Below are 15,383 nucleotides of genomic sequence, written 5' to 3' on the forward strand. Positions count from 1 at the left end.
GAGGCACGCCACGGTTGGGGTCCGGTGTATGCGCCGCATGCTAGGCGGAAGCCAGGGGCGACGCATCGCGCGCCGGGCCGATCTCTGTTCCGCGCCCGCTGGGCTATGCGTTCGTGTACCACGCGGCCATCGCCCCGAAGGAGGGAGCGCACTCCCTCCACGAGGGGCAAGCGACAAGCGGACGTGCGGCCAATAGGCGGAGGCGCGCCGCGCGCATAACGTGGCACTCGACCCCCCGCGTCCCGCCCACAACGGAGCGAATGCATGCCAACGACAGGCCCGCGCGCACAGCCTGCGCGCCTCCGTGCTGCGCTCGTGCTCATGGTGGCGATGTCGACCGCCGCCTGCGCGATCCGCCTGCCAGGCTCATCCTCGCTGTCGCAACGCACATCGATCGGTGGCGGCCCAGGCGCGCGGACTAACGAGGAAAGGCTCCCCTACGCTGCTGGCGCGACGCAGGCACCGCTCGTCCCGGGGGATGTGATCCGCATCCGCGTGTGGCGCGAGCCCGAGCTGTCGGGAGAGTTCGTGGTCGATCGACGCGGGATCGTCACACTGCCGCGCCTGGGAGCGATGAACGTGAGCGCGCTGGAACCCGAGCAGTTGCGCGAGCAGCTGACGGACGCGTATGCGCCTTTCCTGCGCGATCCATCCATTGAAGTGACGCCGCTACGGCGCATTCGCGTGTTGGGGGCGGTGCGCACGCCCGGACTCTATTCGGCAGACCCGACCATGTCGGTGCGCGATGTACTCGCGCTCGCCGGTGGTGCGACACCTGACGGTCGCGACGCGGAGGTCCGACTCGACCGTGGCGGTCGATCGATGGTCATTCCGCTCTGGCTCGGCGGCCAGGAGGTGACGCTGCGATCGGGCGACCAACTCGTGGTCGAGCAGCGCGCGTGGCTGTCGCGCAACGTGCCGCTGGTCGCGGCCATCGTGAGCGTTGGTGGGGGACTCGCCATCTCATTGCTTGCCCGATGATGCGCACTTCATCTGATCTCGGCCTGAGCTGGAGCGGCGGCGATGCTGACGACCGCGCGCCGCGCGACCGGGAGGTGACGGCGCGGGAAGGCGAGGCGGGTGAGGGCGCGGGAATAGCGCTCTCGACGTCGCGCCTCCTGGGGACGCTCGCCGCGCGCTGGCGGCGCGTCGTGACCGGAGCGGCGCTGGGGATCGTCGCGGCGATTGCCTACACGCGCCTTGCAACGCCGCAGTACGAGGCGACGGCGACGCTGCGACTCGAGGCGCGGCAGAGCCGGCTCCCGTCGCTCTACGAGGACGCCGTCCCCCGCGACGAGGTCTTCACCGAGCTGGAAGTCCTGCATAGCCGCACGCTGGCCGCAGACGTGGCGCACGCGCTTGCGCTGCAGGTCACGTGGCGCCACGCTCGCGGCGGGATCGTGCCCCACGAGCCGCCGGTGCGCGATGTGTCGATCGCCGACCCGAGCGACACAGGAAGCGTGACGCTGGTGCCGCTGGCCGACGGGCGATACCTCGCGCGCGAGCGCGGCGATACCGTTGCCGTGGGCGAGCCAGTGCGCGTCCTTGGTGCGCGACTGACGCTAACGCCCGCGCCGCGCGGTGTCGCACCGCTCACCGTGCGCGTCGCCCCGGAGCAGGAAGTGGTGGCGCGGCTGCAAGAGGAGGTCGAGGTGTCGCGCGCCGGGCTGCAGGCCAACGTGATCGTGCTGCGATACGCGTCCAGCGATCCGCAGCGCGCGCGCGACGTCCTCAACGCCTGGACCTCGCGCTACATCGATCGCCGGCAGGCGATACGTCGTTCGGAAGCCGAGCAGACGGCGCGGTTCATCGTGTCGCAACTGGACACGCTCGTCCCGCAACTCGCGGCCGCCGAGTCACGACTGCTGCGATTCCGCGACGCCAACGCCGTGGTGGCGCCTGACGAGGCGGCGGTGGTGGCGGTGCGCCAGCGCGCGGCGCGGCAGGCCGAGCGGGACGACGTTGCCTCGGAGAAGGGGGCAATCGATCAGGCGCTGGCGCGCGCGCGCACTCCCGCCGCCGCTGCAGGCGAATCGTCGCCCTACCGCGCGCTGCTCGGCATTCCGTCGTTGCTCCGCAACCAGGCCTCGGGCGAGCTGCTGCGCGCACTCGTCACGCTGGACGACCAGCGCGCGTCGCTCCTGGTGCGCCGGACGTCACGCGACCCCGATGTGCAGGCGCTCACCGAGCGCATTGCCCAGGTGGAGCAGCAGCTGCAAGACATTACCAGCACCTACGCCAGCGCGTTAGGCGCGCGGGTCGCATCCCTCGATGCCTCGCTCGGCGTGGAGCAGGGGCGCTTGGCCGCCATTCCGCGCACCGAGCTGGAGCTGTCTCGACTGGAGCGCGCGCCCCGCGTGCTGGAGTCGCTCGTGGGCGTGCTGCAGACGCGTCTGCAGGAGGCGCGCCTCAACCAGACCGTGCAGGACGCGAGCGTGCGCATCGTCGACCGCGCGGTGCTGCCGCACGAACCGTCGTCGCCGCACCTTCCGGTGGCGTTGGCGGTGGGGCTGCTCTCGGGGGCACTGGGCGGCGTGGCGACGGCGGTGGCCGGTGAGAAGCGCCGCCCCACCGTCCGCACACGGGGAGACTTGCGTCGCGCGACGGCGCTCCCCGTGATCGGTGTCGTGCCGCACTTTCGCGAGTCGCGCGCCCTGCGGATGGGGGCGCGCATCCAGGCCTCGCGCGCGCCACGCGCGCTGCCGCGCGCCGTGGGGAGCACCGCGGCGTCGTCGCCGTCGGAACTGGCGGCCAGCGAGGCGTACCTGCGCGTCGTGCTGGCGCTGCGCGCGCAGCTCCCGCCCGGGGCGCGCAGCGTGTTGGTGGCGAGCGCCCTCCCCGGGGAGGGGAAGACGAGCATGGTGCTGTCGATGGGCGCGGTGGCGGCCCGCCAGCAGCAACGCACGTTGCTGGTCGATGTCGACCTGCGACGCGGCGGACTGTCGCGCGCGCTGGCCCTGGCGCACCGCCCCGGCGTGGTGGACATCGCGCACGGCACGCACGACGCGGCGGAGTGCCTCACACAGCTGGCCATGCCCGGCGGGACGGTCACCGACGTCATTGGTGCCGGGAGCCTCACGCGCAGCGCCAACCTGACCCAGACGATGGATGCCGTCAGGCGCATCCTCCAGTGGGCCACCGCGTACGAACTGGTGCTGTTCGACTCGCCGCCCATCAACCTCGTCGCCGACGCCGCCGCGCTGGCGCCGCTGGCCGACGGCGTGGTGCTGGTGGCGCGCGCCGGGACGACCGGCAGCCCGGCGGCGGCGCTCGCCGTCGACCAACTGCGCGAGGCCGGGGGACACGTGCTGGGCGCCGTGCTCAACGATGCGCGCCTGGCCGCCGAGGACGGGAACGCATCGCTGGCGGAGTACCGGGCCTACACCTTCACGCGCGCATGACGGCGGCGGTGCAGGTGGAGGCGGCTCGCTCTCGCTGGGACGCGATGTGGCCGCGCGATGTACTGCAGCAGCTGGCGCGCACCAACCGCCGGCAGCATGCGCTGCGCGAGTGGATACGCGGCGCGATGCTGCACCTGCTGGACGTGGCGGCCGTGGCCGGTGCCGTGACGGTGCTCGCGCTCCTCGACGACAGCGGCATTTGGCCGCGGGCGCTGGCATGGATCAATCCATCGCTCGACCTCCTCAGCGTCGGCGTGCAGCTCTCGCTGGCATTGCTGGTAGGACTCCACGTATGTGGCGCCTATCGTTCGCATCGATCCCCCACCGCCGTGTGGCCGACCCTCGGCGGCGTGGGGCTCGGTGTCTCGCTCTTTCACTGGCCGTTTCTCTGGCAGGCGATCGACGGGTCCAGCGCCGCCTACCTGCGAGTGGTCGTGGTGGTTGCGGTGTTCGTCTCGCTGGGGCGCATCGCCGCCCGCGCCCTGGTGCGCGCCCACGTGCTCGGCCGTCTCGGGCTCCCACGTGCCCTCTACATCGGGACTCCCGAGGACATCGCCGACGCGTTGCATCGCACACCATTGCACGGTGACCAGGCGCTCCTTCCCGTGGCACAAGTGACGACCGGCCCGCTCGCCCGCGGCCGACCGCGCGAGCATGCACCGTTGGAGCTGCGTCTCCCCTGCCTGCTCAACGCTCACGACGTCGATACCGTCGTGCTCTGCAGCCAGTTTGCCTCCACGGAGTTGCAGCTGCTGCTCGGCATCGCCGAGACGTCGGGGTGCCGGGTCGTATCGCCATCCCGCATGTACCCGGTGGCGCGGCAGCTCCCGCGAGTGGCCGAGTGCGGCGGCTTTCCGCTGGTGGAGCTCACGCGCCCCGCCGCGCGCGCGCACCACCTGGCCATCAAGCGCTTCATCGATCTCGCGGGCGCCATGCTCCTCGTGATCCTCGCATCGCCGATCATGCTCGTGGTGGCCGTCCTGGTGCGCCTTACTTCGCGCGGCCCCATCCTCTTTCGGCAAGAGCGAGTGGGCTACGGCGGCACGAGCTTCCGGATCCTGAAGTTCCGGACAATGCGCGACGGCGCCGAGGGAGAGGTGGAATGCCTGCGGCAGGAGAGCGTGTACCGCGACCGCCGGCTGTTCAAGGTGCGCGCCGATCCCCGCACCACGCCGCTGGGGCGCGTGCTCCGGCGCACGAGCCTCGATGAACTGCCGCAGCTCCTCAACGTCATCGAGGGCTCGATGTCGCTCGTGGGGCCGCGCCCGCCACTCCCGTGCGAAGTGGCCGCGTATGAACATCGCGCCTTCCTCCGCTTCGATGTCAAACCCGGGATAACAGGGCCGTGGCAGGTGGCGGGGCGCAATCGCATCACCTCATTCGACGAAGTGGTGGCGCTCGAGGCCGAGTACATGAACGGCTGGACCATCTGGCGCGACCTGCGCATCCTGCTCCGCACCGTGCCGGTCGTCCTGCGGATGGACGGAGCCTACTGACCATGCGCCAGCTCTTCAGCGTGGGGTATCCGGCCGGGGCCGTCGCCATTGCGATGCTGCTCCAGCAATCCCGCCCCGCCTGGTATGTGGCCTGGACGCTCGCGCTCTTCATGTTCTCGCCCTTCGTGCGGCGGGTGATCGATGCCCACTATGGATGGGACCCGCAGAGCCCCGTCCTCCTGGCGCCGCTGCTCGCCGCCGCGGTTGCGGTCCTGACCGTGGTGCGGCAGTCGTCGCGGCTCGACGACACGCGCATGCTGCCGCTCCTGCTGGCGGGGGGCGCTGTGCTGGGCGGGGCAATCGTCGGGGTGTTCGTCTCCCCGCCCGCGCTCGTCGCGTACGCTGCGCTCAGTTGGGGGGCGCCCATCGCGCTCGGTCTCTACGTGATGGTACGGGGCGATGCACATCGCGAGGTCGATCGCGCCGTGGGACGCGTCCTCATCGGGGGGGTGATGGTGGTGGGGTGCTACGGGCTGCTGCAATACGTCGCGCCGCCGGTGTGGGATCGTGTGTGGATGATCGAGACGCGCATGGACTCGATAGGCGCGCCATTGCCGCTGCGCGTGCGGGTGTTCAGCACCCTCAACGCGCCGGGACCGCTCGCCCAGTTCCTCTCCGCGGCGCTCCTCATGATCCTCGCCCGGCGCGAGCGTGTGCGATGGGGGAGCGTGGCGGTGGGGAGCGCGGCGTTCATCCTGTCGCTGGCGCGCTCGGCATGGCTCGGGGCGGCCATCGGGCTCATCGTCCTCCTCCTGCTGGGCCAGCGTACGCTACGGCGCATCGCGCTCCCGCTCGTGCTCGCCGCGGGCGTTGCCGCCGTGGCCTGGCAGGCCGCGCCCAACGGACAGGCGCGGCTCACCGTCGAACGCACCGTCGGTGCCCGCATAACGACGTTAGGCACGCTGTCACTCGACGAGAGCTACCGGGCACGCCGCTACCTGGTGCCGGTGGTGCTCGCCGACATCCGGGCGCATCCACTGGGCAGGGGGCTGGGGGCGACGCTGGTGGGCGGGGCACGCGGGCTCGCCTCGGCACGACTGGCCGACCAGGGGTTGTACATGGACAACGGCGTCATGGAGATCGTCCTCGTGCTGGGGTGGCTCGGTGGTGCGGCATTCCTGCTCTCGGCCGCCGCCGCGGTGGCCCATGCCTCGTTCGCGCCATCGTCCGTGGGACGCGCCGGGCGCGTGGGCTACCTGGCCGCAGCAACCGCGCTCCTGGCGCAGGTGGCCGGCGGCACCGTCTTCGCGGGCGTTGGCGGCGCGATGTTCTGGCTTGCCGTGGCGCTGGCCAACCACCGCGTGCAGCCGGCGGGGCGCGCGACGCTGGCGGCGCGGCCGGCGCCGCGGACCATCGTCGCGGCGAGAGTCGAGCCATGACGCTGGCCTTCCCGCCCCGCGGCGAGCGCCGACAGCACGTGTCGGCCGTCTTCCTCACGCGCAACGAGGAGGCGTTCATCGCGCGTGCGCTGCGTAGCGTGCGCGGTGTCGTCGATGAGATCGTCGTCGTCGACTCGTGCAGCACCGATGCGACCGTCGCAATTGCGGAATCGTTCGGCGCGCGCGTGATCGTGGAGCCGTGGCGCGGTTGGATCGCCCAGCGCGCGCTCGGCATCAGAGCCGCGCGGCATCCGTGGGTCTTCGTGATGGAGGCCGACGAGATCGTCACGCCCGAGTTGGCGGCTGCCATCCACGATGTGCTGGCGACGGCGATGAATGCGCGCGACGGCTACTCGGTCGATCGCCGCGATGACTTCCTTGGGGCGCTCCTGCCACGCATGAAGCGACCGTCGAAGCGCCGGCGATTCGTGCGCCTGTTCCACCGGGACTACAGCCGGTACGACCCGCAGCGCATCGTGCACGACGAGGTGCGCTTCTCCGGTCGGGCGATTCCGCTGCGCGGCGTCCTGCTGCACTGGCGGGGCTTCACGATTGCGCAACAGGTGGCGCGATACACCGAGTACGCCCCGCTCGAGGCCGAGATGCTCCTTGCCTCGCGCCGTCGGATCCCGGTCGCGGCGCTGATCGTTCGGCCCCTGCTGCGCTTCGGTTGGTGTTACGTCGCGTGCGGGGGGCTGCGGCTGGGCGCCCGCGGCTTCGTGCACGCCCTGATGGTGGCGGTCGCCGAGTTCCTGCGTCACGCCACGGCATGGGAGCAGCAGCGCGCGCCGGCACTGCCGCACCCGCCCTCGACGGTGCTTTCCCGCTTTGGAATGCGGGGCGACGACGACGTGCTGAGCCCGTCCGAGGAGCCCGCGACGTCTGGCACGACGGAGGTGCCGCGTGGCGACGAGAGTGCCGAGGCGCTCGCCACCGTCGCCGACGAGGCGCGGCACAACCACCCGCCTTCCCCCAGTCATCGGAGACGCTGATGCCACGCATCCTCTTCCTCAACCATGCCGCGCAGATCGGTGGTGCGGAGTTTGGCATGTTCGACGTCGTGACCGAGTTGCGGCAGCATGCGCACGTCCTGCTGTTCGAGGATGGCCCGCTGCGCACGCTGCTCACCGATGCGGGCGTGTCGGTCACGGTCTGCGACTTCGGTGCGCTGCACGATGTCCGGCGCGACACCGCCGCACCGAGCGCTGCCTCGGTCCGGAGCCTGCTGGCGGCGGCGCGCGATGTGCGGCGCATGGCGGCGCAGTACGACATGGTCTACGCCAACAGCCAGAAGGCGATGATTGTCGGTAGCGTGGCGGAGTTGGGCAGCCGCCGGCCGTTTGTCTGGCACTTGCACGACATCCTGGAGACACCGACGTTCAGCCGGCTCAATGTCTGGGCCGACGTGCAGCTGGCGAGGCTCAACGGCGCCCGCGTGATCGCGGTCTCCCGGGCCGCGGCGGACGCGTTCGTGCGGGCGGGCGGCGAGCGGCGCGCCGTGCGCGTGGTCTACAACGGCATCGACCACGCTGCAATCGAGCGCCATGCCGCGTCGGGCGCAGCGCTGCGCCGCTCCCTCGGTCTCTCCGACGTCCCGCTCGTCGGTTGCTTCAGCCGGCTGGCGCGCTGGAAGGGACAGCTCACGCTGCTGCAGGCGGTGGCGCCGTTGCCCGGCGTTCACGTGCTGCTGGCGGGTGGTCCCCTGTTCGGTGAGCTGGCGTACGAGCGGGAACTCCGTGACGCGGTGCACTCGCTGCGCATCGAGGATCGCGTCCATTTCCTGGGGCAGCGCAGCGACGTGGCCGCGCTCCTCCATGTGGTCGACGTGGTGGTGCACCCGTCCATCGCCCCCGAACCGTTCGCGCGCACGTTGATCGAGGCGATGATGGCAGGGCATGCCCCGGTCGCCACGCGGTGCGGCGGGGTACCGGAGCTCGTGATGCCGGAGGAGACCGGCTTCCTCTTTCCGCCCGGCGACACGCACGCCCTCACGACGCTGCTCGAGCGCCTGCTCGCCAATCCCGACGAACTCCGCCAACGATCGGCGCACGTACGCGCCTACGCCCGCAAGCGCTTCTCGCGCGACGCCTACGTGGCGGGCATCGTCCGGCAGCTGCAAAACACGATGGGGCGCCCCCTGCATCGCAGCGCCCCAAGCACGCCCGCCGCGGTGGTCGCATGAAGACGGCCCTGGTGCACGACTATTTCTTCCAGGCTGGCGGCGCCGAGCGCGTGATGGAGACGCTCCACGCCATGTTCCCGGCTGCTCCCATACATACGACGATCGTCCGTGCCGAGACGCTGTGGCCGGGGCTGCGAACGGCGGATATCCGCCCCGTTCCCTGGCTGCAGGCACTGAGTGGCACTGGTATCGGGCCGCGCGCCCTCCTCCCGCTGTATCGGCACGCTGTCGAACGGCTCGACCTGACGCCGTACGACCTTGTGATCAGCAACAGCTCGGCGTTTGCCAAGAGCGTGCGTGTGAGGCCCGATGCCGTGCACGTCTGCTACTGTCACTCCCCAATGCGCTTTGCGTGGAACAGCGAGCGCTACCTCGAACGCGAGCGCGTCCCGGGCGTTGCGCGCCTCGCCCTGTCGCCGCTGCTGGCCAACCTGCGCCGCTGGGACTACCGCACGCGGCATCGGCCCAGCGTCTATCTCGCCAACTCGAGCGCTGTGCGTGCGCGCATCCGCCGCGCGTACGGCATCGACTCGGAAGTGGTCTTTCCCCCGGTGGACACCACGCGCTACCGCGCCGACTCGGATCGGGACGACTTCGCCCTGATCGTCTCTCGGCTCGCGCCTTACAAGCGCATCGATCGCGCCGTGGAGGCGTTCAACCGGTTGCGCCGCCCACTCGTGATCATTGGCGATGGCCCGGACGCGGAGGCCTTGCGCGCGATGGCCGGGCCGATGGTCCGGTTGCTCGGGCGCCGAAGCGACGCGGAAGTGGTGGAGTACATGGCACGGGCCAGCCTCTTCATCGTCCCCGGCGAGGAGGACTTCGGGATCACGCCGCTGGAAGCGAATGCCGCGGGGTGCCCGGTCGTCGCGCTGCGCGCCGGTGGGGCGATCGACACGGTGCGCGATGGCGAAAGCGGCGTCCTGTTCGCCGAGGAGACGGCCGACGCCCTGGCGGCCGCGGTGCGCCGGGCCGACGAGATCGCGTGGGATGTCAACGTTCTTCGGGCGCATGCGGCGCAGTTCAGCATTCCGTCGTTTGCCAATCGCTTCTATCGCGCCGTGGTACTGGCCGTGGCGCGCGCGACCGACGGCCTTCTCCCCATCCCCCCGGCCCCCCATACGGCGAGCGCCTAACGCCGCGCCTGCAGCACCTGCCACGCGGTGCGCCCCAGGGCGAGCGCGGGCAGGAGCGCCGCGGTCGCGACCCGGCTCCACACGGGGGCGCCGGCCACGCGCAGCGCGAGGAAGATCAACAGCCCGCCGGCGCTCAAGGCAAGCGATCTCCGCGCCCCGGGCTCGAGCGCGGGGCGAATGGCGGCTGGCGTCAACGCGACCAGCGCCAGCGAGGGAATCACGTACATCGCGACCACCGCCATTTCCAGGCGCGAGCTGTGGAGCCAGGCGAGCAGCGCAAACGCCCCCCACCCCGCGAGGAGCGCGAGACCGTTCTCCCACATCGCAACGACGGCCCCGCGCCGCGCCACGCTGATCGGATCCAGCGTGGCCAGCATCACCCCAAACAATCCGAAGGCCAGCATGTACCACTGCGTCAGCACGATGGCGGGGGCCCAGCGCGGCAACCACGGCGCCGCCGCCGGCAGCAGGATCACGCCCAGCACGGTGCAGGGCGCCACGAGCGCGATGCTCCCCGACAACACGCGCGTCGCCAGCGAGCGCAGCGCCGCGGCCTCGCCCGCAAGGCGCGACGCCGCCGGAATCGCTGCGTTCTTGTAGCCATCGAAGCAGATGTTCAGGACCTGCGCCACACGCTCGGCGAACGAGTAGACGCCGGCGGTCGGGAGCCCGAACAGGAGCCCCACCACGACCGCCGTCCCCTGTTCGCGCGCCACCATGAGCGAGGAGGCCACGAGGAAGCCGCCCGAATCCCGCATCACGCCCCGCAATGGCGCAATCGCCAGCGTCGGCGCGGGCCCGGGCGCCCAGTGATGCAGCATGAGGTTGCTCACCACGGTGCTCACCCCCAGCACGACAAAGGCGCCGGGTACAAAGACGCCGAACGCCGCGCACGCGACCAGCCCAACGTTCAGCATCAGGACGTTGGCGACGTCCACCGCGGCCAGCCGCTCGTAGGCCAGCGCCCGTTCCAGCCGCACGCGTGCCCCCGTTCCCCAGGCGAGCGAGAGCATGGTCACCACGGTGCCAAGCATGGGAAGGTGGAACGATCGATCGATCGCGCCAAAGCCGAGGACGAGCGGCGGCCACCCCAGGCCGGCCATCACGATGACGACACCAACGGCCAGTTGCAGCCCGGAGAGGGCGGCGTACTCCTCTCGCGTGGGGACCGCGGCGCGTCGAAGCAGCGCCTTGCCAACGCCGAGTTCGGCAGCGTACTGCAGCAGCGTGAACGTCCCGCGGGCGACGGCCAGGAGCCCCAGTTCGCGCGGTGTGACGAGCAGGACGAGGAGAAGGTTCGCGCTCACGCTGATGACGCGCATCGCGGCCACGCGTGCCGTCATGACGCGCGTACCGCGATGCGCGCGGGCCAGGACCTCGTGCGCCGCCACGCCTCCGCTTTCGAGTGCCTCGCTCCTGCCACCCATGCTCGGTCGCCAAGCTCCTGCCGCCGGTTTGTCCATCGCCCGCAGCAACAGCCGCGTGCTCGTCGTACCGTCGCCGGCGACGTTTGTTCATCCCGATGCGAAGCGCGTCGCCGTCAGCGCGCGCGGCCCCGCGCCGTCAGCGCGCGCGGCCCCGCGCCATCAGCGCGCGCGGACCTGCGCCGTCAGGGCGCGATGGCGACGATCACGGGATGGTCGGGGACGTCGAGCTGAATCGTACGCGCCGATGGCAGCGTGGTCAGCGGTGCCGCCGTGGTGAGCGGTGTGTAGACGCGCACCCTCGAAGAGCCCGGCAGCTCGAGTGTCAGGCGGCGCGCGGCCACCGACAGATCCCGCCGGTTGGCGGTGTCGTAGGCGTCCGCGTCCTGCCAGAGCAACAGGAGCAGCTCGCCACCCGGGCGCTGCAGCGCGAGGCGACGGATGCCAGTCGTGTCGCCACGGAGCTGGAGCGTGACCGGTGTGGGGACGAAGGCAGCCGCCTCCGCGTCGCCAACGATCTGCAGCAGGTTGCGGAGTGCCGTGAACGATGGCTTGGCGCTCCCGTCGAGGCGCAGCAGGCCGAAGTGATCTTCCATCTCACCCGGGTTGCTCCCCTCGTCGATGAGCTCGTAGACAAACGACCGACGGATCCCGGCCGCGAAGAGCTGCAGCAGTTCGCGCAGGAGATAGCGCGCCTGCGCTCCCTCCGACACCGCCGGATGCCAGGGATTGGTCGACACGGGTGACGTGTGGTAGCCGACCTCCGTGGCCTGCTGGGGACGATTGCCCGATATCACGCGCGCTCCCGCCAGATGCTCCGCCAGTCTCGACGTCGGGACACCGCCGCCGCTGTAGGGATGAATCGACCCTGCATCCATATAGGGTGACAGGTCGCCGACCGCGGGGGCGTTTCGCGCGAAGGCCATCGACGGCCCCAGCACCTCCAGCGAGGCGGCGAGCGACGGATCGCCCTTGACCGCCTCGAACAGCGCGCGCTGCGCCGCACGCACCTCGGCGGCAAAGAGCAGATGCCCCGAGTTGTCGTGCTCGTTGAGCCCCTCCACCGCCGCCATCGCCTGCAACCCGAGCCGATCGCGCAGCTCGCGGACGTGCGTCATGTCGTCGTAGTTGCTCCCCGGACCGGCCGCCGTGCGTCGCGGGCTCATGATGAGCGTGAAGCGCGCACCGGTCGCCATAGCCACCTCGCGATAGCGACCGTACACCTCCCGCATCCAATCCTCGTTGGGGAGCACCGTGCCGCCGTCTCGCAGGTGACGAACCCCCAGCTCCTGCAACCGCGGGATGATGATGCTGCGAAGCCCCGACCCGTACACCCGGTCGAGGTAGCTCAGGTGCACGTTCACGCCTACCGACTGCGTGAACGCCGTCGTCGCCGCCGGCTGCAATGTCACCACGCCGCTATCGGTCACCTGCACCACGGCGGAGTCGCGAAAGAGACCCACGCGACCGGCGACAATCGTGCGACCGGCACGGCGTGGGGCGAGCATACCGCTTTCATCGATCGAGAGAATCGAGGAGTCGGCGCTCTCCCACGTCACGCCGCGCGGCATCGCGATCGATCGTCCATCGCTAAGGGCCAGTTGCGCCGTCACGCGTGCGCTCGCCCCCGACCAGAGCGGCCCCACGGGTGTGGCCACCACCAGCCCTTGCACGCTCACGGCGCTCGCCATCACCCGCAGCGTGACGCAGAACACGCGCGACCCCACCGTGGCGCGCGCCGAGGTCACGCCCGCGTCGAGCGGAACCACGAGGTCACCCGCGAGTGCGGCGACTTCGGGCGCATCCGCCGTCCACGGTGCATTGGCGAGCTCCGGCTTCGCGATCGTGCTCGTTGGAAGGGCGTCGCGCAACCGCACGGTGTCGCCCACGGCGAGTGCGACTTCACCGATTGCCACGATGCCAGGGCGTTCACCGCCCGGGCCGCGGATCGTGGGAATGGAACACCCCGTCGCGGTCGCGGCGCTCTGGGAGGGGTCGCGGGGAGGCGATACCGCGCGTGTCGCGTTGCCGCATGCTGCGGCGAGCACCAGGCACGAGAGCCAGGCACGAACGGTGCGCGGGCGTTCTCCGAGGAACGTTGCCAATCCAACCACCGCAGTTGAGCAAACCGCGGCTCGAACGGCGTGGTGTCACGGAGCGCACGCAGAGGTGCGCGTTCTCGGAGCCTCGCCGCGCGGCGCGGCCGGCGGGGGCCGGCGTTGCTCGTGTCGCGACCCATGCTCGAGGACTCGAGCGCTCCCGGAAGCGGAGCAGGGTCATCCGTTGGACGAGCAATCAGGTGCACGGCAACGTTGGGCTCGCCTAACGCCCGGCGGCGGCGCAACAGTGGGATCACCCGGATGAGGAAGCTACGCTCACTCGCCAGCGTCGCGCGCCTCGTACGTCGATGGGACCGACGGTACGTCCCGCACTCCCTCATGCGGAACGTCCCGCACGAGCGCGCTGGTGGCGCAGGCCAGGCGCCACTGCTCCAGGGCGTCGTGCTGCTGGCAGGCACGCGCGGCAAAGCCCGCGCAGTCCAGACGCCGCGAGGGGATGAGGTCACGCGGGATGGCTGACAGGGCGCGCCAGAGCGCATGACGCGCCCACAGCACGAGGCACAGCTCCTCGATCGCCAGGAGCAGGCGCTCCGCGCCAGGGCCGCGGGGGGCGTACGTACGCCGACTCGTCAGGCGCTCGCTCCCCCATCGCATCGTGCGCGCCACGACGCCTTCACCATCACCCACGGCGCCAATCAGGACACGGAGCACTGCCTGTTCCTCCCGCAGCTCGCGGGCAAGCACGCGCATCACCTCGCCCAGTTCCTCGCCGATTCGCGTTGGCTCGAGCGCTGCCTCCGCGGCACTGCGCCCCCTTCCGCGGTCGAGCGCCCGCGCTCCCCTCGCGATCGCTGCCGTGAGCTGCAACGCGACCTCCGAGGCCCCGACGTGCGCTCGCAGGTAGCGCGCGAGCCCCTCGCTGTCGAGCGCGCGCGTCGGCGAGGTGGCCGCCGCGTGTCCGCGCTCGCCGGTGATGTCCACCATGGCGTGCGCCCCCTGTGGCTGGGTCGCCGAGTGCGGATACCGCGACGGGGCGCTCATGCGGGGCGACTCCTCGACGCGTGCGAGCGCTGGCCGGGTGCTGAGGAAAGAACCGCACTTCCCGGCGCGCCCTCCGGCGCGCGCACGGGCACCGCCCGCCCGGTGCGCGCCGCGCGGTCGATCGCGTCCAGGATGCGGATGTCGGCCTCGCCATCGCGCGCCGTGTCGTCCTCGCCAGTGGTACGCACCACCGTCCGCGCGAAGTGCCGCAGCTCCGCCGCGAACTGATCGTGCATGCGATACCGGGTATGTCGCGACCGGCCGTCGCGCTGCACGTGCAGCGCCAGCGGCTCCGCATAGTGAAAGGCCGGCTCCATGCGCAACAGGCGCCGGGTGCCGAGCGCACTCCACCAGTTGACGCGATGCGCGCGCAGGCTGCAGACAAAGCTCGCCAGGCGCTCGCCGGGATAGCGCAGCAGCGCGGCCGTCATCTCCGGCACCTGGCCAAACTTGCCGCCGCCCCCCAGGTGCATCCCCTGCACCTCCAACGGTTCGCTGCCGAAGACCATCCGCGCCGCATTCACGCAGTAGATCCCCAGGTCGAAGAGTCCACCGCGACCGGCGCGCTCGAGGCGGATGTCGCCGGCGTCAACCGGCGACGAGAAGACGGAGGCAAAGATGCGCAGCTCGCCCGTGGCGCGCGCCCGTGCCAGGGTAATCGCGCGTCGCGTCGCTTCGTCGAAGTAGAGCCGATACGCGACCATGAGCCGCGCCCCGGTACTCGCGGCCATCTCCCGCATGTGCCGCGCGTCGGCTACGGTGGTGGTCACCGGCTTCTCGCACAGCACGTGCACGCCGCGTTGCAGCGCGCGGCGCGCGAAGTCGGCGTGCAGCTGGTTGGGAAGGGCGATGTATACCGCATCCACCGCACCGCTCTCCAGCAGGGCGTCGTAGTCCTGATAGCGAACCACGAGCGGCGTGTCGCGTCGCGACACCTGGCGCCGGGCGCGCGCGCGGTGGCCGGAGACGAGCGCCTCGAGCCGCACGTCGCGCCGCGCATGGCGAAACGCCGGAATCACGGCACGTTCGGCGATGTCGCCGATCCCGACCAACGCGAAGCGGATGGGTGACACCACGGCTCCCTGTGCTGGGAGAGGCAAACTCGCGAATGCGGCGGCGCGCCGCATCGGGACCAGGGACGAGGAGCATCTCTACCTTCCGGACGATCCCGGCCGCGCATCCCACGCGAATGCCACACGCATGACGGACGAGCGCGCTGCTACCCCGTGGGAGACAGGGAAAAACGCCCCGCGCGGCGACTGTT

Annotated in this window: 11 protein-coding genes; 7 read left to right on the forward strand and 4 right to left on the reverse strand. The window is 71.1% G+C overall.

Annotated features, from left to right (window positions below):
* Positions 1 to 264: 264 nt before the first annotated feature.
* From IT359_01450 to IT359_01480, 7 genes are read left to right on the forward strand one after another with little or no spacing between them, the layout of a single operon-like run.
* Positions 265 to 981 (forward strand): polysaccharide export protein, encoded by a 717-nt coding sequence (locus IT359_01450; protein MCC6927629.1) that lies wholly within the window; start codon positions 265 to 267, stop codon positions 979 to 981.
* Positions 978 to 3,401, forward strand: coding sequence for a polysaccharide biosynthesis tyrosine autokinase (locus tag IT359_01455; protein ID MCC6927630.1), 2,424 nt, complete (start codon positions 978 to 980; stop codon positions 3,399 to 3,401). The genes IT359_01450 and IT359_01455 overlap by 4 nt, the downstream gene beginning before the upstream one ends.
* Positions 3,398 to 4,897, forward strand: coding sequence for a sugar transferase (locus IT359_01460; GenBank protein MCC6927631.1), 1,500 nt, complete (start codon positions 3,398 to 3,400; stop codon positions 4,895 to 4,897). Before IT359_01455 ends, IT359_01460 begins: the two co-directional genes overlap by 4 nt.
* Before the next feature lie 2 nt (positions 4,898 to 4,899).
* Entirely contained in the window at positions 4,900 to 6,276 is a 1,377-nt protein-coding gene (locus IT359_01465; protein MCC6927632.1) for an O-antigen ligase family protein, read from the forward strand.
* Entirely contained in the window at positions 6,273 to 7,268 is a 996-nt protein-coding gene (locus IT359_01470) for a glycosyltransferase family 2 protein (GenBank protein ID MCC6927633.1), read from the forward strand. Before IT359_01465 ends, IT359_01470 begins: the two co-directional genes overlap by 4 nt.
* Entirely contained in the window at positions 7,268 to 8,458 is a 1,191-nt protein-coding gene (locus tag IT359_01475; GenBank protein MCC6927634.1) for a glycosyltransferase family 4 protein, read from the forward strand. The genes IT359_01470 and IT359_01475 overlap by 1 nt, the downstream gene beginning before the upstream one ends.
* Entirely contained in the window at positions 8,455 to 9,594 is a 1,140-nt protein-coding gene (locus tag IT359_01480) for a glycosyltransferase (GenBank protein ID MCC6927635.1), read from the forward strand. Before IT359_01475 ends, IT359_01480 begins: the two co-directional genes overlap by 4 nt.
* Here the strand turns inward: IT359_01480 and IT359_01485 are convergent.
* The 4 genes from IT359_01485 to IT359_01500 all read right to left on the reverse strand — a co-directional run bounded on the left by IT359_01485 (position 9,591) and on the right by IT359_01500 (position 15,192).
* Entirely contained in the window at positions 9,591 to 11,021 is a 1,431-nt protein-coding gene (locus tag IT359_01485) for an oligosaccharide flippase family protein (GenBank protein MCC6927636.1), read from the reverse strand. The genes IT359_01480 and IT359_01485 overlap by 4 nt on opposite strands.
* A 182-nt stretch (positions 11,022 to 11,203) precedes the next feature.
* A complete protein-coding gene (locus IT359_01490; protein MCC6927637.1) occupies positions 11,204 to 12,934 on the reverse strand; it encodes a hypothetical protein in 1,731 nt (576 codons plus the stop codon).
* A 459-nt stretch (positions 12,935 to 13,393) separates the two neighbouring features.
* Positions 13,394 to 14,119 (reverse strand): hypothetical protein, encoded by a 726-nt coding sequence (locus IT359_01495; GenBank protein MCC6927638.1) that lies wholly within the window; start codon positions 14,117 to 14,119, stop codon positions 13,394 to 13,396.
* Positions 14,116 to 15,192 (reverse strand): Gfo/Idh/MocA family oxidoreductase, encoded by a 1,077-nt coding sequence (locus IT359_01500; protein ID MCC6927639.1) that lies wholly within the window; start codon positions 15,190 to 15,192, stop codon positions 14,116 to 14,118. The genes IT359_01495 and IT359_01500 overlap by 4 nt, the downstream gene beginning before the upstream one ends.
* Positions 15,193 to 15,383: the final 191 nt, after the last annotated feature.

The organism is Gemmatimonadaceae bacterium (assembly GCA_020852815.1).
In the GTDB taxonomy this organism is placed as follows: domain Bacteria; phylum Gemmatimonadota; class Gemmatimonadetes; order Gemmatimonadales; family Gemmatimonadaceae; genus SCN-70-22.